The organism is Paraburkholderia sp. Ac-20340, from assembly GCF_017104965.1.
Taxonomy (GTDB): Bacteria; Pseudomonadota; Gammaproteobacteria; order Burkholderiales; family Burkholderiaceae; genus Paraburkholderia.
In genome coordinates this window covers 66,497-86,405 of the sequence record NZ_JAAGPR010000031.1, presented here as the reverse complement: position 1 = coordinate 86,405, position 19,909 = coordinate 66,497, and the positions used below count along the sequence as shown (strand labels likewise).

The window sequence follows — 19,909 nt, the reverse complement described above, 5'->3', positions numbered from 1 at the left end:
AATATAGGCAGGCGTCGATAGCCGAACAATCCGAATGAAGAATGAGGCGATAACAAAAGTGAATCGCAATGCGCCCTGAATCCTGAACGCCAAAGAAAAAGGCGGCGCCCTTTCGGGTCGCCGCCTTTGACTACGGGTTTATCCTGGCCAGTCGTGGCCTGGAAAAACTTAATCGCGATTTGCCTGGATCACCGTCAACGCCGCCATATTGATGATGCGTCGCACCGTCGAGCTCGACGTGAGGATGTTCACCGGCGCATTCACACCCAGCAGGAACGGGCCGACAGCGACGTTGCTGCCCGCGCCCGTCTTGAGCAGGTTATAGGCGATGTTGCCCGAGTCCACGTTCGGGCAAACCAGCAGGTTGGCCGAGCCTTGCAGACGCGAATGCGGCAGGATGCGCTGGCGCAGCGCTTCGTCGAGTGCGCAGTCGCCGTGCATTTCGCCGTCGATTTCCAGATCCGGCGCCTGTTCGTTCACGAGCTTGAGCACTTCGCGCATCTTCGTGCCCGATGCCGAGCTGCCCGAGCCGAAGTTCGAGCGCGACAGCAGCGCCACCTTCGGTTGCAGGTTCAGCCATTCCATCTGGCGTGCAGCGGCCAGCGTGAATTCGGCGATCTGCTCGGCGTTCGGGTTGTCGTTGATGTGCGTATCGACGATCGCCACCGTGCGCTTGTCCAGCAGCAGGATGTTCATCGCTGCGTAGGTCTTGGCATTGCGCTGCATGCCGATCGCTTCGTCGACGAAACGCAGATGGTCGTGGTACGCACCGACCGTGCCGCACACCATGCCGTCGGCGTCGCCCAGGCGCACCATCATCGCGCCGATCAGCGTGAGACGGCGGCGCATTTCCACGCGCGCCATTTCCTTCGAAATGCCGTCGCGGCAACGCAGTTCCCAATACGTGGTCCAGTATTGATGGAATCGTTCGTCGTACTCAGGATTCGTCACTTCGACGTCTTCGCCCAGCTTCAGACGCAGGCCGAACTTCTCGATACGTGCGAGCAGCACTTCCGGGCGGCCGATCAGGATCGGACGCGCCAGCTTTTCGTCGACGATCACCTGCACGGCACGCAGCACGCGCTCTTCCTCGCCTTCCGCGAAGACGATGCGCGACTTCGCGCCATCGCGCACGAACTGCTTGGCAGCCGCGAAGATCGGCTTCATGAACGCGCCCGAGTGGTACACGAACTGTTGCAGCTCGTTCGTGTAGGCGGCGAAGTCGTCGATCGGACGCGTGGCCACGCCATCTTCCATCGCGGCCTTCGCCACGGCCGGCGCGATACGCACGATCAGGCGCGAATCGAACGGCTTCGGAATCAGGTACTTCGGGCCAAAGCGCAGATCGTACGCGCCATAAGCGGCGGCAACCGAATCATTGAGTTCTTCTTCCGCGAGACCGGCGATCGCGTGCACAGCGGCGATTTCCATGCGACGCGTGATGGTCGTTGCGCCCACATCGAGTGCGCCGCGGAAAATGTATGGGAAGCACAGGACGTTGTTGACCTGGTTCGGGAAGTCCGAACGGCCCGTGGCCAGCACCGCGTCCGGGCGCGCTTCGAGCGCGACTTCCGGGAAGATTTCCGGCGTGGGGTTGGCGAGCGCCAGAATCAGCGGATTTTCGGCCATCTTCTTGACCATTTCCGCCTTCAGCACGCCGCCAGCGGAAAGACCGAGGAACACGTCCGCGCCTTCGATCACTTCGGACAGCGAGCGCGCCGACGTATCCTGCGCGAAGCGCTCCTTGTCCGGGTCCATCAGCGTCGTGCGGCCTTGATAGACCACGCCGTCGATGTCCGTCACCCAGATGTTCCTGAGCGGCAGGCCCAGATCGACCATCAGGTCCAGACAGGCCAGCGCCGCGGCGCCCGCGCCCGAGGTCACGACCTTGACCTTGGTGATGTCCTTGCCGATAACCTTCAGACCATTGAGGAACGCCGCCGAAACGGTGATGGCCGTGCCGTGCTGATCGTCGTGGAAGACCGGAATCTTCATGCGCTCGCGCAGCTTGCGCTCGACCGTGAAGCAGTCCGGCGCCTTGATGTCTTCCAGATTGATACCGCCGAAGGTGGCTTCCAGGCTCGCGATGATATCGACGAGCTTGTCCGGGTCGCTTTCGGTGATTTCGATGTCGAACACGTCGATGCCGGCGAACTTCTTGAACAGCACCGCCTTACCTTCCATGACCGGCTTCGACGCCAGCGCGCCGATATTGCCCAGACCGAGCACCGCCGTACCGTTCGTGATCACGCCGACCAGATTGCCGCGCGCCGTGTAACGGAACGAGTTCTGCGGATCGGTGACGATCTCTTCGCAGGCCACGGCCACACCCGGCGTGTAGGCAAGCGCGAGGTCGCGCTGGGTGACGAGCGGCTTGCTCGCCGTCACCGAAATCTTGCCCGGGGTGGGGAATTCGTGATATTCGAGGGCGGCCTGACGATCGGTCTTGTTCATGTTCCTCACTCTGCTGATGGGCCCCGCGCACGGACGGCGCGGCGGTCATATTCGAATGAGGCGATTCTAGAGAGCCGGCATAAGCTCCCCATTTTGATTTAGTATGGGGCCATTATTTTTTTGTGATACCTCCCCCAAAACCCGCCCCGGCGGGCGGCGGAGGCTTCTCCGGCGGGCTTTTGCCCGCATCAGCGGAACCAGCGGAACAAAAGCGGATCGTGTCGTTCAGTATCGAAGAAGTCACCCGGCGCCTGAATACGCGCCTCAAAATGCGTCACCTCGTGCTGCTGCTGCAGATCCGCCAGCACGGCTCCCTCACGCGCGTCGCCGAGCATATGGCGACCAGCCAGCCCGCCGTGACCAACGCGCTCGCCGAAATGGAAAGCATGTTCGGCGCGCCGCTGTTCGAGCGCTCGCCGCGCGGCATGACGCCCACGCCGCTGGGCAATGTCGTGCTCACACGCGCCCAGGCGATGCTGCACGACCTCGATCACCTCGCGCGCGATATCGAAGCCGTGGTGGCCGGTCATGCCACCCGTCTGCACGTGGGCGTGATTCCGTTCATTTCGGGGCGCACGCTGGCTTCGGCCATCCGCCTCGCGCAATCGCGCCTGCCGCAGCGCGTGACCATGACAATCCACGAAGGCACCAGCGACGCGCTGCTGCCGCAACTGCGCGACCACTCGCTCGATCTGGTGATCGGGCGGGCGTCCGCGACCGTCGATGTCACGCAATTGCGCTTCGAGGTGCTGTATCAGCAAACGCCGCGCCTTATCGCCAGCCGCCGTCTGGCCGCGCGACTCGGGCGCAACAAGGCGAACTGGCAGAAGCTTGCGGAACTCGACTGGATTCTGGGCGCGCCCAATACGCCCATCCGCGAGCAGATTTCCGACCTCTTTCTGCATGCCGGCGTGGCACCGCCGGTGCCGATCATGGAAAGCTATACGTCGCGTTTGATCGGCGAAATGATTGCGGCGAACGAGAATGCCGTGTCGATCGTGCCCGCCGATATCGCCGAAGAACTCGTGCATATTGCGGGCGTGGCGATCGTGCCGTACACCTTCGACTGGACGCTGCCGCCGATTGCGCTGTTCACGCGCGCGGGCGTGCTGCGCGAAGTGGATAGCGTGTTCGGTCAGGCGCTGCGCGAGCTGTACCTGGAAGCGGAAGCCGCGCGGCGCTGATCGTTTTCGCCCTTGTTTTCAAGGGTTTTTATGCTTGTGCGCTGAGTTCCTGCAATTCGTGTTCGAGTTCTTCCAGTTCGAGCGCGTGGGTTTTGTCGTGATCGAGCAACTCGCGCACCAGTTCCTCCAGCGTCATGCGACGCACACCGTCACGCAGGCCGCAACGTGCGAGTTGCGCGGGCGTCAGCCGCTTGAGCGACGCGCACAGGCGTTGCCGGCCGGCCGTGAATTCATCACGCGCGGCCGCGAGATCCTGCGCCATATAGTTGCGTTCTTCGGCGATCGTGGTGCCATTCACCGATTCGATCAGCGGTAGATCCGCTTTGCGCACGGCGCTGAAACGCGCGGCGAATACCGCGTCCAGATCGCGCAGATGGCAGGCGTGTTCGAGCAGCGAAAAGCCCGTGCCGTGCGGGCGGCGCGACCAGTGCGCTTGCGGCACGCGGGCGACGAGCGCGGCGAAGTGCCCGGGCATCGCGGCGAGACCATCGATCACATCGGCGAACGGCAAGATCACCGGCTGCGCGCTGAACACCGCGCCATAGCTGAAGATCGCCCCGCTCACGCGGCCGCGCGCCTGCACGACTTCGTGGCCGTGACGCCGCATCACCTCCGCCACCATCGCGCCGCAGAATTGCCGCGCGGTGGCGTCCTGCTCCACTTCGGGAAACTTCAACGCGATCTCGTCCGTCACGGCGGAGACCGCGGCCACGCCTACGCGCGAAAGTACCGCGTATTCGACGTAGCGCTGCGGCGCATCGATCAGCGCCTCCAGCTGGCTGGCCAACGCGGTCGTTCTGAAACGGTCGAAGCGGGAATGCATGGCGCGTCCTTTATGGTCGTTTTTGTAACGTATCAAAATGATACGTTACAAACCAAAGACCGCGCAAGCGCCGTAAACGACCGCGGGGCGCGGAAAATTTCCGCGCCCCGCGTGACTGCTTTAAATACGCGCCCTCAAACCCGCGCCGTCACCACGCCCTTCGCATTCGCCATCGCCTCGCCCTGCATGCGCGCTACCAGCATCAGCGCGCACACCAGCGTGATGATCACGTGCACGATGCCCAGCGCCACCACCGACAGAATGCTGCCCGTCGCGCCCAGCAGGAACTGGCCGAGAATCGGCGTCGTGCCTGCGAACACCATGCCGCAGATCTGGTACGCGAGCGAAATCCCCGTATAGCGCACCTGCGCCGGAAACGCCTTCGCCAGCATCCCCGCCATCGCCGCGTAGTAGAGCGAATGCGGAATCGAAGCCAGCGCCATGCCGAACATCGCCAGCTTCGTCGAGCCCGTGGCGATCAGCGAGAACATGATCGGCAGCGCCACAATCTCTGGCACCAGCATGTAAATAATGGCTTTGCGCAGATCGAGCTTCGTCGCCAGCACCGCGCCAAACGGCTGCACGATCAACTGCACGACAATCGCGAACGTAATCACGCTCAGAAACTGCGTGCGATCGAAGCCGATCGTCGTCACCGCCCAGGAAAGCGCAAACGTCGTCTTGAAGTAAGTCGCCGACAAACCGATCACGCATGCGCCCACGCCCATCGCCACCAGCGACTTGTGATTGCGCAGCACTTCGGCGATCGGCAGCTTCACGACCTGCTTCTTCTCGTGCAACTCCTTCATGGCCGGCGATTCATCGACGCTCATGCGGATAAACATGCCGACGATCACCAGCAGCGCCGACATCAGGAACGGCACACGCCAGCCCCACGTCATGAACTGATGATCGGGCAGCATCGAAATCACGAGAAACGCCACCGTCGCCAGCAGATTGCCCGCGGGCGAGCCTTGCTGCGCGAACGCAGAGAACAGAATTTCCTTACCCTTGGGCGCGTGCTCCGACGACAGCACCACCGCGCCGCCCCACTCGCCGCCCATCGCAATGCCCTGCAGCAGGCGCAGGAAAATCAGCAGCACCGGCGCCAGCACGCCCACTTCGGCGTAAGTCGGCAACAGGCCCATGGCCGTGGTGCAAAAGCCCATCAGCATGAGCGTGATGATCAGCGTTTTCTTGCGGCCCACCTTGTCGCCGAGATGGCCGAACACGATGCCGCCGATCGGCCGCGCGAGAAAGCCCACCCAGAACGAGGCGAACGCCGCGAGCGTGCCCACGACCGCATTGCTGGACGGGAAAAACAGTTTGCCGAGCACGAGTGCCGCCGCCGTGCTGTACGCGTAAAAGTCGTACCACTCGATCGTCGTGCCGACGAAGGAGGCGATGCCGGCCTTGCGGGCCTGGCGATGCTGGGTGTCGAGAGAAGAAGCTGCCAAGGTACGTCTCCAATATCGTTTTCGACCGCCGCGTTTCTCATACGAAACACGTGGAATCCGACTGCCTTTCCGATAAGAAACATCGAGCCCCGATACGAAACGCGGCCTCAACCGAAAGCCATTCGCAATGTTCGCATCAAGAACAACCTTTCATTTATCGAACGAAAGTCAGAAGGTGCGGACTATGGAGCGCCCGTTTCATAGCGTCAACCAAGGGATAACCCGCGATTGCCTCGCGCTCAGGCTGGACGGCGATGCGCGCTCGCCAGGTGTTTACCCGTAAGCATATTGTCAGAGCGTTATCGATATGCCGATAATGCTCTCATGGATGTGAAAACTGCTGTCCGCGTCTTCGATGTGATCAACCTCTTTGCCGAAGTCCGGCAACCGATGATCTACAGCGAAATTGCGCGTCGAACCGAGATCCCGCTTTCGAGCTGTCATGCCCTTTTGCAGACGATGGTGGCCAAAGGCTACCTCTACGCGCCGGGCGTGAAGGCGGGCTATTACCCCACGCAGCGTCTGCTGCACGTCGCGCGCGACATTTGCAGCGAGGACCCGCTCACGCTGATGTTCCAGCCGCTGCTCACCGCGCTGCGCGACGCCACCGGAGAAACGGCCGGGCTGGCCTCGCTCGCGGGCAATCGCGTCGTCTATCTCGACGTGGTCCAGTCGCGCCAGAAGATTCGCTACAGCGACGAACCCGGCGGCTTCATGTCGATCGCGAGCGCGGCGGGCAAGGCCCTGCTCGGCGCGCTAGGCACCGAAGCGCGCCGCAAGCTGCTCGACAACAGCGAGCCGCTGCTGCCCGCCGCGGACGGTTCGATGCTCGACCGCGCGAAGCTCGAACGCGAGATCGAGCAAGGCGTGGTCGATGGCTGGCATCGCTCGACCGGCGAAAGCGTCGAAGACGTGGCCGGGCTCGCGCGCGGGTTCCTGATTCATGGCGAGGCGTTTGCGCTCGTCATCGGCGCGCCCAAGGCGCGTCTGTTGAGAAACGAGCCGCAAGCCGTACAGGCGCTGCTCGATGTGTACGCGCAGATTCCGCCGTCGCTGCTCGCAGCCTGATACGGCCGGACGTGCGCGAAAACAGCGCCGCAAAAGAGATGTGGAGGAAGACAGCATGCGTTGGAAGAACCGGCCGGAAGGCTCGAACTGGGGCGACTTCGGACCCGACGATCAGTTGGGCCGCCCCAACCTCATCGGCGCGGAGCAGGTGCTCAAGGGCGCACGCGAAATCCAGGCGGGACTGAGTTTCACGCTGTCGCTGCCGCTCGATTTCCCCGGCGAAAGCAAGCTCAACGTGCGCCGTCACCCGCCCGTGCTGCGCCCGACGTTTCGCGACGGCCTGCCGTATGTGAACTTCCCGTTCGCGCGCAACGAGCCGTCGGCCACCGACATCGTCAGCGACGATCAGGTGCTGCTCTCGCTGCAATATTCGACGCAATGGGATGCGCTTGCCCACGTAGGCGCGCGTTTCGACGCCGATGGCGACGGCGTGGCCGAAAGCGTCTATTACAACGGCTATCGCGCGAACCGCGACATCGTCGGCCCCATGACTTATCCCGCAGAGGACGGCTTCGCGCCGCACGCCTGCGGCGGCGAGCACAGCCATGCGGACGTGCTCGGCATCGAAAATCTCGCCGTCAAAGGCATGCAGGGCCGCGGCGTGCTGATCGATCTGGCCGCGCATTTCGGGCGCGAGTGCCGCACGGTCGGCTACGACGATCTCATGCACGTGATGGCAGCGGACAAGGTCGAAGTCGAACGCGGCGACATGCTGGTGCTGCGCACCGGGTTCGCCGAGATGGTGCTGGAGATGAACAAACAGCCCGACGAAGCCGTGCTCGCGAGCCATTGCAGCGCACTCGACGGCCGTGACGAACGGCTGCTGCAATGGATCAGCGATTCGGGCATTGCCGCGCTGGCCGCCGATAACTACGCGGTCGAACGCTATCCCGCGCGCCAGCCCGCCACGCCGGGCGAGCATCCGCTGATGCCGCTGCACCACCACTGTCTGTTCAAGCTGGGCCTGCCGCTGGGCGAGCTTTGGTATCTGCGCGATCTCGCCAACTGGCTGCGCGAACATGGCCGCACGCGCTTCATGCTCACAGCGCCGCCGCTGCGGCTGCCGGGTGCAATGGGTTCGCCCGTGACGCCGGTGGCGACCGTTTGACGTTGGTCTGATCGCACCCGTCTGAGCTTGCACATCAATCGATCTCAATCCGGCACGAATTCGATAAGCAATCCTTCTTATCTGTCCATACACGAGACACATCGCATTCATATCATGGCTAAAGAACGAGTTTTGATCACCGGCGGCGCGGCCGGCATTGGCGCCGCGTGCGCCGCGCGCTGCGAAGCGGATGGCTACGAAGCGGTCGTGATCGACCGCGCAGGCGACGGCATTCTCGCCGACCTCACCGATACGCAGGCCACCGCCGCCGCACTCGCGCGCGCGCTCGAAGGCGGCCCGATCACGCGTCTTATCAATAACGTCGGCGTGGTCGTGCCTAACGATGCCGAGCATCAAACACTCGAGGAACTCGAACTCGCGTGGGCGCTCAATGTGCGTTGCGCGCAGCAGTGCATGCAGGCGCTGCTGCCGGGCATGAAGGCCGCGGGCTTCGGGCGCATCGTCAATATGTCGTCGCGCGCGGCGCTCGGCAAGGAATTGCGCACCGCGTATTCGGCCACCAAGGCCGCGTTGATCGGCATGACGCGCGTGTGGGCGCTTGAACTCGGTGCTTTCGGCGTGACCGCGAACGCCATCGGCCCCGGCCCCATCCGCACCGAACTATTCGATCGCGCCAACCCGCCGGGCGCGCCGCGCACGCAGGCGATCATCGATGCCGTGCCGGTCAAACGCGTAGGCACGCCCGACGATGTCGCCCACGCCGCCTCGTATCTGCTCGACGCGCGCAGCGGCTTCGTCACGGGCCAGGTGCTCTACGTGTGCGGCGGCATGACGGTCGGCGTCGCGGGAGTGTGACGATGGAAACGATCGCACTGCGTCGCGCGGGCATCGTCGGTGCGGGGAGCATCGGCGTGGCCTTCGCGATCGTGTTCGCGCGCGCAGGCTGGCGCGTGCGCCTGTTCGATCCCGATGCGCAGCGTCGTGCGGCAGCGCCCGCGGAAATCGCGCTGCGCCTCGCCGATCTCACGCGTTTCGCGCTGATCGACGAAGGCAGCGTTCAGATCGCAGAGCGCATCGACATCGTCGATACACTCGAAGCCGCCGTGGCCAATGCCGATCTCGTGCAGGAATGCGCGCCCGAGCGTGCGGAACTCAAGCGCGATCTATTCGTACAACTGGATAAATTCGCACCGCCTCAGGCGATCCTCGCGAGCGCATCGTCGTTTCTCGCGGCGTCGAAGTTCATCGACGAAAGCCTGCCCGGACACGCACGCTGTCTCGTGGCGCATCCTGGCAACCCGCCCTATCTCGTGCCCATCGTCGAGATCGTGCCGGCGCCGTTCACCTCGGCCGCGGCCACCACGCGTGCGATCGCGCTTTATGGCGAAGCGGGCCTCATGCCCGTGCGCGTGAAGAAAGAAGTGGCCGGTTTCATTTTCAACCGCCTGCAAGGTGCGGTGCTGCGCGAAGCGTATTGCCTCGTGCGCGACGGCGTGGCTTCCGTCGACGATATCGATACGGTCATGCGCGAAGGCCTCGCGCCGCGCTGGTCGGTGATCGGCCCGTTCGAGACCGTCGATCTGAATACGCGCGGCGGCATTGCCTCGCATGCGCAGAAGATGGGGCCGTCGTACGAACGCATGGGCGCCGAGCGCGGTCAGCACGATCCGTGGACGCCCGAGCTGGTCGCGCAGGTGGAAGCCGCGCGGCGCACGGCCTTGCCGCTCGATCAATGGGACGCGCGCGTGGCCTGGCGCGATCGTCAATTAATGCAGCTTGCGCGGCATCGAAAACACACAGGGCGCGCCGAGGACTGATTCCCTACCTCGTACCATCCCGATCAAAACACTCGCAGCAACGCGAGAGAGACCCAAGAATTACTACGACCTGAAAGAGACACAACCATGCAGCGAGTCACAGCCTTCTTTACCGAGCTGATGCGCCGGTATCTGCCCGATCCCTTCGTCTTTGCGATCGGCCTCACTTTGCTCACGATGGCGCTGGCCGTCATCGTGCAAGGCCAGACCGTCACCGCGCTCACGACGAGCTGGGGCAAAGGCTTCTGGGCGCTGCTCGCGTTCACGACGCAGATGGCCGTGATTCTCGCCATGGGCTATGTGCTGGCCACCGCGCCGCTCACGGACCGCTTTCTGAATCGGCTGGTTTCGCATGTCGATTCGCCGCGTATGGCGATCATCGTCGCGACGCTGGTGGGCGGTATCGGCAGCTATCTGAACTGGGGTTTCGGTCTCGTGGTGGGCGGCATTGTCGCGCGCAAGCTTGCGCTGCGCGTCAAGGGCGTGCATTACCCGCTGATCATCGCTTCGGCTTATAGCGGCTTCACGCTTTACGGTCTGGGACTTTCCGCCAGCATTCCCGTGCTGATCTCCACCAAGGGACATCCGCTCGAAGCCCAGATGGGCATTATTCCGTTATCCGAAACGATTTTCTCGCCGACGATGCTGATCACGAGTCTCGTGACCATCATCACGCTGCCGCTGCTCAATGCATGGTTGCATCCGAAGCCCGGTCAGCCGGTGAAGGAAATCGATCGCGCGCTGGAGGAAGCGCCCAAGGCCGCGCCTGCAATCGATATCGACGAAGGCAAGACGCTCGCCAATCGCCTGAATAACAGCCGCCTGCTGAGCTATGTGATCGGCGCGATCGGCATGGGTTATGTGGCGCTGCATTTCGTGCAGGGCGGCTCGATCGACCTGAACCTGATTAACTTCTTTATTCTGTTTCTGGGGATTCTGCTGCTCGGCACGCCGATCCGCTATGTGGAGAAGCTCAACGAAGGCATTCGCACCATTAGCGGCATCATTCTTCAGTATCCGTTCTATGCGGGCATCATGGCGATCATGGCGTCGTCGGGGCTCGTCAATACGCTTTCCGAGGCGTTCGTCAAAGTGGCCACGCCTGCCACGCTGCCCTTCTGGGGTTTGATCAGTTCGTTCGTCATCAACTTTTTCGCGCCTTCGGGTGGCGGCCACTGGGTCATCCAGGGTCCGTTCATGATCGAAGCAGCGAAGACCATCGGCGCATCGGTGGGCCATACGTCCACGGCCGTGATGCTCGGCAATGCGTGGAACGATCTGGTGCAGCCGTTCTGGATTCTGCCCGCGCTGGCGCTCTCGCGCCTCAAGCTCAAGGACATCATGGGCTACACGGTCATCATGATGTTCTGGATCGGCATCGTGTATTCGGTGGCGATTCTGGTTTGGGGCTGATGCCGCGCATCCTGACTTTTAACGGAGATTAATCATGCTGTATCTCGTGCACATGCAGGTGCAGATTCCGCACGGCACCGACGCCGCTTACGCCGACAAACTCAAGGCCGAAGAAAAGGCCTTTTCGCAACGGCTTCAGCACGAAGGCAAATGGCGTCATCTGTGGCGCGTCGCGGGCGAATACGCGAATTACAGCGTATTCGACGTGGAGTCGAACGACGAACTGCACACGCTGCTTTCGGCGCTGCCGCTCTTCCCGTTCATGAAGATCAGCGTGACGCCGCTGGCGCAGCATCCGTCCGCCATCGCGCCGAATTGAATCTGACCAGCACGGAGTAAGCCATGCCGTTTCTGATCGAGACATTCGACAAGCCTGACCACGGCCACGTGCGCGCGCGCGAACGCGACGTGCACCTGGATTTTCTCGCGCAGCACAAGCGCCTGCTGCTGGCCTGCGGCGCCAAGCTCAACGATGACGGTTCGAGCGCGGGCGGCGGCATCTATATCGTCGATGTCGAAACGCGCGAAGAAGCCGAAGCCTTTATCGCGCAGGACCCGTTTTCGCACGTCGGCCTGTTCGAGCGCGTGAGCATCGTGCGCTGGCGCAAGGCTTATGTGGACGGCGCCTGCTATCTCTAAGCCGTTTCTCTCTTAGGTTCGCCTCATCGCTCCCTCGGACGGCGCCGTCCCTGTACGGCGCCGGTTTGGCCCGTCGTGCGCCCCTCCAGCACGACGGGCCGCTTTTCAGCGGCTTGCGCAGCGTCAAAAAACCGCTGCGCGCGGCTTCTGATTTGCGCGTGCGAATAGGCGATCGCGGATATCGGTAGATGCGACGGCCTACGTCGTCGCCGCCTCTTCCTCCGATTGCGTCTGCATTGAGCGCGGTCAAACGCGCGCGGAGATTCCGCGCAAGCGACGCAGCACACCGATTGATATGCCGCAAACTACGGCGATCTATCGATTTCCTCATGCCGCCTGCTCACGCGCATCCTCTCGCCTTTTCCCAAAATTTCATTCAGTCATCCTGAAAAAATGTCAGGGCATCTACCAGGTGTGATGCCGCTTCATCGGATCACTACACTACGCAGCGTTGTAAGACAACACAGCGACGGCGAGCGCGTTGTCAGATGAGCAGCTTGCCGATCTCCGCGCACTTCAATGCAATCCGATGGGATCACACATGGCATTCAGCTCCGACAAGGCTTCGTCCTTCCTCGATGGCGCGCGCTCGCCGCGCACGCAAAGCGCTTTCATTCGCCCTGGTCTGATCGGCACGATGAGCATCGCGCTGACACTCTCCGCTTGCGGCGGTTCGATTTCGCCAACGGGCAACGGTACTGTCGAAAACACCACTGCGCCCGTGGTCGCATCGGCGAGCCAGAACGCGGACAGCCCGAACGTTGCGGGCGATACCAGCAGCGATACCCCGCCCGTCACGCCGCTCACCCCGGCCAGCGACGCATCCGATAACACCCCACCCACCTCACCCACCACACCAGGCTTCCAGGTCGGCACGACCACGAGCGATAGCGCGCTACCGCCCGAACCCACGCTGCCTGCAACGAGCCAGTTGTGTGCGACGCTCAACGCGGATCTCACCGCGCTGCCCAACGGCCTGCTGCCCGATAGCGCGGACGCCAGCAACACCGCACCCGACACCACGCGCATCCAGAACGCTCTCACGAGTTGCACGAACGCCGCCAGCACCGGCCTCGCCACCAACAAAGTCGTGCACCTCATGGCTGGCCCCGGCGGCGCGAACGCCTTCCTCTCCGGCCCGCTCACGCTGCCCAGCGGCGTCACACTCTGGATCGACGGCGGCGTCACGCTCTATGCCTCGCGCGATCCGCGCCAGTTCGACAAAGCCAAAGGCACGGCAAGCTGCGGCGTGATCACGTCGAGCGACAACGGCTGCAACGCCCTCATCACCGCCGCCAAAACGAGCAACAGCGCCGTGATGGGCGACGGCACCATCGACGGACGCGGCGGCAGCCCGCTCCTCAGCAGCATTCCCGGCGACCCGGCGCTGCTCAAAAGGCCGGACGGCACGGCCATGAGCTGGTGGGACATCGGCTGGCAGGCCAACGTCGTGCAGAACGCTTCGCAGAACAATCCGCGTCTTATCCAGATCAACAACGGCCGCAATTTCACGCTCTATCGCATCACGCTGCAGAACGCGCCCAAATTCCACGTCGTACCGAGCGGCATCGACGGCTTCACGGCCTGGGGCGTGAAAATCTTCACGCCAACCACCGCTTACGAGGCGATGACGAATTACCTGGGCGCGCCTTACAGCACGCTCAACGCAAAGAACACCGATGGCATCGACCCCGCCAGTTCCGGGCCGATCACGAGTAACCCAGGCAACCCCGGCAAACTCACCGGCGACGCCAGCAATATCCTGATCGCCTATACGTCGATTCGCACCGGCGACGACAACATCGCCATCAAGGGCGGCACAGGCACGGTCAACGGCCGCACCTATAACGTCACGATCGCGCACAGCCACTTCTACGAAGGCCACGGCATGTCGATCGGCAGCGAATCCGCGGGATCGGATAACGGTATGGCCAATGCCGATGTCGCCGCGCTGGACGGCGTCTATCCGAGTGTGAGCAACGTGAATGTCTACGACCTCGTGATGGATGGCGCGGACAACGGCCTGCGCATCAAATCCGACTGGAGCCGCAGCGGCCTGATCGCCAATATTCATTACCAGAATGTCTGCATCCGCACGGCCGACCCCACGGCTGCGCTGAAACCCCAAGCGCTGATCTTTTCGCCTTACTACAGCCCGACAACCAATGCGGGGCTTTATCCGAACTTCCGCAATATCAGCCTCGACGGTATTCGTATCGTCAATGCTTCGGGCTATACGTTCCAGGGCTTCAATACGACGAATCCGATCCTCGCGGGCAAAGGCTGGTCGGCCGGAACGGCTGGGCTGCCGAATCCGCCCGTGGTAAATCCGCTGCAGATTACGCTCAATAACGTCGTGGCCGATGTCGCGCCGCTTTCGATGACGGCCGCGGATGCACAGATCGGCGTGGGCGCGGGCGGCACGAATCTGCCGCTGCAAGGGCTGGGCAATGGCGTCGCGCTCACCCAGACAGCGAGCGGCGCGGCGAATCCGCCGGTCGATTGCAGCCTGGCGTTCGTGCCGTTTCCGGGAAGTCTGGGTGCGCGGGCGGTGCGTTAAAAGGCGCTCCTCGCGGGATTCGCCGGCTCGGGCACACCGCTTGCTGACACCTTACCGCGTCAAATCAGCCCAGTCGCGGCGCGAGCCAGAGCGAGCTTGCGCCGCCCACACGCGAGGAGAAAATCGACCATGCTGAAAATGGCTCTGTTCTTTGCTATCGTGGCCGTTATCGCGGCTCTGCTTGGTTTCACCGGTATTGCCGCCGGTGCGGCCGCCATCGCCAAGATCCTGTTCTTCATCTTCCTGATCCTGTGCGTTGCGTTTCTGCTGCTCGGGGTATTCGTCGCGAAGAAGATCGTCGATTAGCGGTGCGGGCCGGCGCCGCCATTGCGGTAGCGCCGGCCTCGCAAGCCCTGTTATTGCCCGCCGCGCGGCGTTCGCCCGCGCACGATTCCCGCCTCGCCGCCCGCCTTTCCCGCCTTCGTTTGACGCGCTCTTAAATTTTTCATGTCAGAAACTTAAACCAAGTTTCATTTTGAAGGCCATTTTCGACACGTACCTGTAATTGCATTTCCTTAAATTCTCGGTTCCTGCTGTATCGCTGCGGCCATGTGAATTGGACTCCTAACCACACGCTCGTCCATACGCATGGTGACTTATCTTTCTACTACGGAATCGACATGAAAAAAGCGTTGTTGAATACTCTCGCGCTCGCCACCCTGGCTGCGTCGTCGATGGCGCATGCGCAAAGCAGCGTCACCCTGTACGGCACCGTCGATGCGGGGCTCGACTACATCAGCAACCAGAAATCGTCGGCGGGCCACGGCGCTACGTATGGGATGCAATCGGGTAACGTCAGCACGAGCCGTTGGGGCCTGCGTGGCTCCGAAGACCTCGGCAACGGCCTCCGTGCGATCTTCGACCTCGAAAACGGTTTCTCGACCGTCACCGGCAAGGGCTCGAACGGCGGCTACATGTTCGGTCGTCAAGCATGGGTCGGTCTGTCCAGCAGCCAGTACGGCACGGTCACGCTGGGTCGCCAGTATGACGCGCTGGTCGACATGATCGCGCCGATGTCGGCAACCGGTTCGGGCTTCGGCGGCAATATCGCCGATCACCCGTTCGACAACGACAACCTGAACAACGACGTTCGCATGAACAATGCGATCAAGTTCCGCAGCGCGACCTACGCTGGCTTCCAGGCCGAAGCCGCCTTCGCGTTCAGCAACCAGGGCGGCGGCTTCTCGCAGAACGACGCCTACACCTTCGGCGCGTCGTGGAACGGCGGCCCGCTGAACGTGGCGGTCGCGTACTTCCAGGGCAACCAGCCGGGCTCGACCACGGGCGGCGCGCTGTCGGCCGGCACCAGCACCGACAACGATCCGATGTTCGTTGCCGCGCGCACGCGCACGCTGGGCGCAGGCGCGAGCTACACGATCGGCGCGGCCAAGGTTGGCGCCGTGTTCACGCGCACGATGATCGCTTCGCCGACGGAAATCGCACAAGGCGGCTCGCTCAACACCTTCGACGCGGACTACCTCACGTTCAACAACTACGAACTGAACGGCCGCTATCAGCTGACGCCGCAATTCAGCCTGGGCGGTTCGTACGTCTACACCGACGGTTCGCTCAGCCGCGCTGCGGGCAACGCATCGCCGCACTGGAACCAGTTCATGCTGCAGGCCGATTACGCGCTGTCCAAGCGCACCGACCTGTACCTCGAAGGCGTGTATCAGCGCGTGTCGGGTGCGAACGGTATCGCCGTGCTGGGCAATGCGTCGATCTACAGCCTCGCAGCTTCGTCGAGCAACACGCAGGCTGTCGTGGCAGCAGGCATGCGCCTGAAGTTCTGATGATCCAGGCGCAAGCCTGAACAGAGCGAAATAGACGCGGCGGCGTGAGCGGTCTTGACGACCCTCGCGCCGCCGCGTTGCTTTTTACGCTTCAGGATCGTTGCGAATCACGAGTTCCTGAAAGCCGGTTTGCGCGTCGTGCTCACGCGTGAAGCGGTAACCGGGCAGCAGCGTCAACAGCACTTCTGCTGTCGTGCGCACGATGCAGCCAGGCGCGACATGACCGCCCAGCACCCGGCCCTGCGCATCCGAAACGCTCATATGCAGATGCGCGCCATTTACGGCTAACGAGCCCGCCAGCGTGAGAATTTCGTAATCGCCACGCAGCGAGGCGGGCTGATCGACGCCCGCGAAGCGCAATTCCACCGCGCTCAGACTGCCGATTCCCTGCACGACATAAGCGGCTTCGGTGCGATGCAGCGCCAGCGCAAGACCGAGCGCCTGGCGCAGATCGTCGCCGGGAGAAAGCCTGATGGGTAGCGCCTGCATGAACGGCTCCACGTGCGGTTGGGGCATGTCAGATTAAATCACGTTGCCGCGCGGCGCAGCGTAGTATCGATTTGGTGCGAACCGATTCGAGGCCCGCTCATGTCCCAGGCTGCACGCACGGTGTTGTTCGGCGCATTCGATCGCCATAATTTCGGCGATCTGCTGTTTGCGCATGTGCTCGCTCGTCTACTCGCGCCGCGCGAGCCGGTTTTTGCGGGCCTGGTCACGCGCGATCTGCGGGCGTTCGGCGGACATGCGGTGCATGCGATCGGTGAAATCGCTGCGGGCCAAACGCCGGTCGATCTTATTCACGCAGGCGGTGAGCTGCTCACCTGCAATGCGTGGGAAGCCGCCGTCATGCTGGCGCCGCCAGAACGCGTGCAATCGATGATCGAAGAAGAAAGCGCGTGGTGCGCGAATCCGCTTGCCTGGTCGCGGCAGCAGTTGGGAATTGCAACGCGCTCGCCTTATGTGCTTTCGAAATCCTTATTGCCCAGATTGCGAATCGCACGCATCGCCTTTCATGCAATAGGCGGCGCAGCGCTGGATCAACGCGACAATCTTTTTCAGCAGGAAGTCATCGACAAACTCCAGCAAGCCGATGCAATCACGGTGCGGGACGCAAAAACGCAAATGCATCTGCAAACACGCGGTATTGATGCGCCCGTTATTCCCGATCCGGCCGTCATGGTGGCTGACCTGTTCGGCCAGCACATCGCAAAACGCGCCACACAAGCACCGCTCGACGCAATAAAAAACGCCTTTCCACAGGGCTTTTCTGCAATCCAGTTCGACGCCACCTACGGCGACGACGCCACGCTCGACGTGCTCGCGCGTGAGCTTTCGCGCATGGCACAGGAGGAGAACATCGGCATCGTGCTGTTTTGTGCGGGCATTGCGCCCTGGCACGACGATCGCGCACTCTACGAGCGACTGAAACAACGCCTGCCGATAAAAGCCGTGCTGTTCGATTCACTCGACATATGGGACATCTGCGCGTTGATCGCATCGAGCCGCATCTACGCAGGCAGCAGCCTGCACGGCCGTATCGTGGCAATGGCGTTCGCACGGCCACGCATCAACATCGTGCACAGAGAATACGGAGAACAGCCATTGCAACCGCCCAAACAAGCCACTTTTGCAGCAACGTGGGAGCCGGAAGAAGTCGCCGCGACGACGTATGTAGACCAACTCGCGGATGCCGTTCACGCCGCGCTGCGTGCAGATCCCGGCTTGCTGCACGACACCGCCAGCGATCTGGTGCGCCGCTATCGTGCGGCCTTTGCAACATCGGCCCCGTAAAACAAGGCCTGAAACGCAGCTGGCCCGCCGGCGAAGTGTGCCTTGTGAGCACATTTCGCACGACGGGCCAGCTGTGACGCTTGCCTTTCAACGCGCGGGCGAACCGGCCGATCCGCCGCGCGCGCTGTTCAGCTTACGTTTTCAGACAGTCAGGCTTCGACTCGAAGCGTTGACTTAGAAGCGGTGACGCAGACCAACCGTAGCAGCGACCTGGTTTTGCGTGGTCGACGGCGACAGCGTGTTGATCATGGCGACGTTAGCCTGGCCAGCGCCGAACGAGCCCGATGCGTGCTGGTAGACGCCTTCGACGTACACGTCGGTGCGCTTCGACAGCGAGTAGTCAGCTTGCAGCGAAGCCGTCTGCCACTTCGGATCGGTCGAACCAGCCGAGTTCTTCAGCTTGCCGTCCGTGAACGTGTACGCTGCTTCCAGGCTCAGAGCCGGGGTCAGCGCGTAGCGGCCGTTCAGTTCGAAGTTGTCGAGGTGCAGGTTTGCGCCCGACTGGATGTTGAACGTCGAACCTGCGTTGTCCGAACCGGCCAGCAGGTTTTCGTACTGCGTGTGGGTCCACACGAAGCCGACCGTTGCCGGGCCGTACGTGTAGTTCACGCCTGCGCCCATCGTGCGCTGCGTTTGCGCCGTCAGGTTGTAGTTGTTGCCGTTGCCAGCACCGACTGCGCCGCTAGCCGAGTTCGACAGGCTCGTCGAGTTGTTGATCTGCATGTACGCGGCCGATGCGTTCAGCGGGCCGTTGTTGTACGAAGCACCCACGCTCCATGCGCGGTTGTTCGAGAACTGGCCAGCGTCGTTGCTGAAGCCGTACATGCCGCCGAACTTGAAGCCAGCGTAGTTGACGCTCGTGTACTTGACAGCGTTCTTGACCGAGAACGAGTGGTCGAGGTTGTCGTTGTCGAACGGGTGAGCCGTCAGGTTGTTGCCGTAGCCTGCGCCCGTTTCCGACAGCGGCGACAGGAAGTCAACCATCGAGTCGTACTGGCGACCCAGCGTCAGCGTACCGAAGCGGTCGCTTTGCAGACCGACGAACGCCTGACGGTTGAACATCGTGCTGGCTTCCGTGTCCTTGCCGTTGTTCAGGTTGAAACCGTTTTCCAACGTGAAGATGGCATGCAGACCGCCGCCCAGGTCTTCGCTGCCCTTCAGGCCGAAGTACGTGTCCGACAGCGCGCCGCTGCCTTGATTCCACGTCGAGTGGCCGCCTGCGTTGTTCGCGTAGACGATACCCGCATCCAGCGAACCGTACAGCGTGACGCTGCTTTGTGCGTGAGCCGAAACTGCGAACGCGCTCAGGACGCCCGCGATGATCAGAGTGTTCTTCATGACTTTCCTAAAGTAACTTGCTTGACTTGCTTGACTTGCAGATCGCGCAGAAAGGCATCCGGGTATTGGACGCATTCCGCAATCTCCGGCGAAGTTTAAGTGCCACAGCCATGTAATCGGATGATTTACGCGGTGGAACAGATATTTGCTAAATATGGAAATATCGAGTTTTCGGCGCTTAAAACCTTGTCTCAAAAGGGAAAATCGCGATCTGCACCGTCATCTGTCTGTCACACACCTGTGGCAATCACGCGACGCTGTTGTCAAGTTATCGAATTTGATTATTGTCAAATTCAGCCCAATTAGAGCCTGACCCGCATGGTAATATTTCGCCGTCTGAGGTAACTCCGGAACAGTTACCGAAGATAAAAGGGGTGACCGAGTCTGCGGCCACCCCTTTTTCATTTGTGCGGTGATTTGTCGCGCATCGCCTTTCATTACGTCCAATTGCGTTGAATTAGCGTCAGGCATACGAAAGCCGGCACAACCGATAATCGGTCGCG

Annotated in this window: 18 protein-coding genes; 12 read left to right on the top strand and 6 right to left on the bottom strand. The window is 62.1% G+C overall.

Annotated elements, in window-relative coordinates:
• Positions 1-168: 168 nt before the first annotated feature.
• Positions 169-2,454 (bottom strand): NADP-dependent malic enzyme, encoded by a 2,286-nt coding sequence (locus tag G3N59_RS29320; RefSeq protein WP_205986324.1) that lies wholly within the window; start codon positions 2,452-2,454, stop codon positions 169-171.
• Between the two features lie 218 nt (positions 2,455-2,672).
• Here G3N59_RS29320 and G3N59_RS29315 point away from each other — a divergent pair, with 218 nt between their 5' ends.
• A complete protein-coding gene (locus tag G3N59_RS29315) occupies positions 2,673-3,638 on the top strand; it encodes a LysR substrate-binding domain-containing protein (protein ID WP_205986323.1) in 966 nt (321 codons plus the stop codon).
• 28 nt (positions 3,639-3,666) lie between these two features.
• Here the strand turns inward: G3N59_RS29315 and G3N59_RS29310 are convergent, their stop codons facing one another.
• Both G3N59_RS29310 and G3N59_RS29305 read right to left on the bottom strand, forming a co-directional pair.
• Positions 3,667-4,461 carry a DinB family protein gene (locus G3N59_RS29310; RefSeq protein ID WP_205986322.1) on the bottom strand — a complete coding sequence of 265 codons (795 nt, stop codon included), beginning with the start codon at positions 4,459-4,461 and terminating at the stop codon, positions 3,667-3,669.
• 134 nt (positions 4,462-4,595) lie between these two features.
• Positions 4,596-5,918 carry an MFS transporter gene (locus G3N59_RS29305; RefSeq protein WP_205986321.1) on the bottom strand — a complete coding sequence of 441 codons (1,323 nt, stop codon included), beginning with the start codon at positions 5,916-5,918 and terminating at the stop codon, positions 4,596-4,598.
• A gap of 324 nt (positions 5,919-6,242) precedes the next feature.
• Here G3N59_RS29305 and G3N59_RS29300 point away from each other — a divergent pair, with 324 nt between their 5' ends.
• From G3N59_RS29300 to G3N59_RS29255, 10 genes are all read left to right on the top strand, one after another.
• A complete protein-coding gene (locus G3N59_RS29300; protein ID WP_205986320.1) occupies positions 6,243-6,986 on the top strand; it encodes a helix-turn-helix domain-containing protein in 744 nt (247 codons plus the stop codon).
• Positions 6,987-7,041: 55 nt separating this feature from the next.
• On the top strand, positions 7,042-8,094 hold the full coding sequence (locus tag G3N59_RS29295; protein ID WP_205986319.1) for a cyclase family protein: 1,053 nt from the start codon (positions 7,042-7,044) through the stop codon (positions 8,092-8,094).
• A gap of 114 nt (positions 8,095-8,208) precedes the next feature.
• Entirely contained in the window at positions 8,209-8,910 is a 702-nt protein-coding gene (locus tag G3N59_RS29290; RefSeq protein ID WP_205986318.1) for an SDR family oxidoreductase, read from the top strand.
• Positions 8,911-8,912: 2 nt separating this feature from the next.
• Positions 8,913-9,872 carry a 3-hydroxyacyl-CoA dehydrogenase gene (locus G3N59_RS29285; protein WP_205986317.1) on the top strand — a complete coding sequence of 320 codons (960 nt, stop codon included), beginning with the start codon at positions 8,913-8,915 and terminating at the stop codon, positions 9,870-9,872.
• Between the two features lie 87 nt (positions 9,873-9,959).
• Positions 9,960-11,285: a TIGR00366 family protein gene (locus G3N59_RS29280; RefSeq protein ID WP_205986316.1), complete on the top strand. Its 1,326-nt coding sequence runs from the start codon at positions 9,960-9,962 to the stop codon at positions 11,283-11,285.
• A gap of 34 nt (positions 11,286-11,319) precedes the next feature.
• Positions 11,320-11,604, top strand: coding sequence for a muconolactone Delta-isomerase (gene catC / locus G3N59_RS29275; protein ID WP_027819040.1), 285 nt, complete (start codon positions 11,320-11,322; stop codon positions 11,602-11,604).
• A 23-nt stretch (positions 11,605-11,627) separates the two neighbouring features.
• Positions 11,628-11,924 carry a YciI family protein gene (locus tag G3N59_RS29270; RefSeq protein WP_205986315.1) on the top strand — a complete coding sequence of 99 codons (297 nt, stop codon included), beginning with the start codon at positions 11,628-11,630 and terminating at the stop codon, positions 11,922-11,924.
• 541 nt (positions 11,925-12,465) lie between these two features.
• Positions 12,466-14,484 (top strand): glycosyl hydrolase family 28 protein, encoded by a 2,019-nt coding sequence (locus G3N59_RS29265; protein WP_205986314.1) that lies wholly within the window; start codon positions 12,466-12,468, stop codon positions 14,482-14,484.
• 129 nt (positions 14,485-14,613) lie between these two features.
• Positions 14,614-14,790 (top strand): DUF1328 domain-containing protein, encoded by a 177-nt coding sequence (locus G3N59_RS29260; RefSeq protein WP_205986313.1) that lies wholly within the window; start codon positions 14,614-14,616, stop codon positions 14,788-14,790.
• 314 nt (positions 14,791-15,104) lie between these two features.
• Positions 15,105-16,277, top strand: a complete 1,173-nt coding sequence (locus tag G3N59_RS29255) for a porin (protein WP_205986312.1) — start codon at positions 15,105-15,107, stop codon at positions 16,275-16,277.
• An 84-nt stretch (positions 16,278-16,361) separates the two neighbouring features.
• Here the strand turns inward: G3N59_RS29255 and G3N59_RS29250 are convergent, their stop codons facing one another.
• Entirely contained in the window at positions 16,362-16,766 is a 405-nt protein-coding gene (locus G3N59_RS29250) for a PPC domain-containing DNA-binding protein (RefSeq protein WP_205986343.1), read from the bottom strand.
• Between the two features lie 186 nt (positions 16,767-16,952).
• On the bottom strand, positions 16,953-17,150 hold the full coding sequence (locus G3N59_RS37475) for a hypothetical protein (RefSeq protein WP_346777957.1): 198 nt from the start codon (positions 17,148-17,150) through the stop codon (positions 16,953-16,955).
• Between the two features lie 87 nt (positions 17,151-17,237).
• Between G3N59_RS37475 and G3N59_RS29245 the strand changes: the two genes are divergently transcribed.
• Positions 17,238-18,068 (top strand): polysaccharide pyruvyl transferase family protein, encoded by an 831-nt coding sequence (locus G3N59_RS29245; protein WP_346777956.1) that lies wholly within the window; start codon positions 17,238-17,240, stop codon positions 18,066-18,068.
• A gap of 174 nt (positions 18,069-18,242) precedes the next feature.
• On the opposite strand, the gene G3N59_RS29240 is transcribed toward G3N59_RS29245, so the two are convergent.
• Positions 18,243-19,406 carry a porin gene (locus tag G3N59_RS29240; RefSeq protein WP_205986310.1) on the bottom strand — a complete coding sequence of 388 codons (1,164 nt, stop codon included), beginning with the start codon at positions 19,404-19,406 and terminating at the stop codon, positions 18,243-18,245.
• Positions 19,407-19,909: the final 503 nt, after the last annotated feature.

Bases quoted from the DNA above. Each gene is read 5' to 3' on its own strand.
- G3N59_RS29320 (WP_205986324.1), bottom strand. From the start codon at position 2,454: ATGAACAAGACCGATCGTCAGGCCGCCCTCGAATATCACGAATTCCCC.
- G3N59_RS29310 (WP_205986322.1), bottom strand. From the start codon at position 4,461: ATGCATTCCCGCTTCGACCGTTTCAGAACGACCGCGTTGGCCAGCCAG.
- G3N59_RS29300 (WP_205986320.1), top strand. From the start codon at position 6,243: ATGGATGTGAAAACTGCTGTCCGCGTCTTCGATGTGATCAACCTCTTT.
- G3N59_RS29295 (WP_205986319.1), top strand. From the start codon at position 7,042: ATGCGTTGGAAGAACCGGCCGGAAGGCTCGAACTGGGGCGACTTCGGA.
- G3N59_RS29290 (WP_205986318.1), top strand. From the start codon at position 8,209: ATGGCTAAAGAACGAGTTTTGATCACCGGCGGCGCGGCCGGCATTGGC.
- G3N59_RS29285 (WP_205986317.1), top strand. From the start codon at position 8,913: ATGGAAACGATCGCACTGCGTCGCGCGGGCATCGTCGGTGCGGGGAGC.
- G3N59_RS29280 (WP_205986316.1), top strand. From the start codon at position 9,960: ATGCAGCGAGTCACAGCCTTCTTTACCGAGCTGATGCGCCGGTATCTG.
- catC (WP_027819040.1), top strand. From the start codon at position 11,320: ATGCTGTATCTCGTGCACATGCAGGTGCAGATTCCGCACGGCACCGAC.
- G3N59_RS29270 (WP_205986315.1), top strand. From the start codon at position 11,628: ATGCCGTTTCTGATCGAGACATTCGACAAGCCTGACCACGGCCACGTG.
- G3N59_RS29265 (WP_205986314.1), top strand. From the start codon at position 12,466: ATGGCATTCAGCTCCGACAAGGCTTCGTCCTTCCTCGATGGCGCGCGC.
- G3N59_RS29260 (WP_205986313.1), top strand. From the start codon at position 14,614: ATGCTGAAAATGGCTCTGTTCTTTGCTATCGTGGCCGTTATCGCGGCT.
- G3N59_RS29255 (WP_205986312.1), top strand. From the start codon at position 15,105: ATGAAAAAAGCGTTGTTGAATACTCTCGCGCTCGCCACCCTGGCTGCG.
- G3N59_RS29250 (WP_205986343.1), bottom strand. From the start codon at position 16,766: ATGCAGGCGCTACCCATCAGGCTTTCTCCCGGCGACGATCTGCGCCAG.
- G3N59_RS29240 (WP_205986310.1), bottom strand. From the start codon at position 19,406: ATGAAGAACACTCTGATCATCGCGGGCGTCCTGAGCGCGTTCGCAGTT.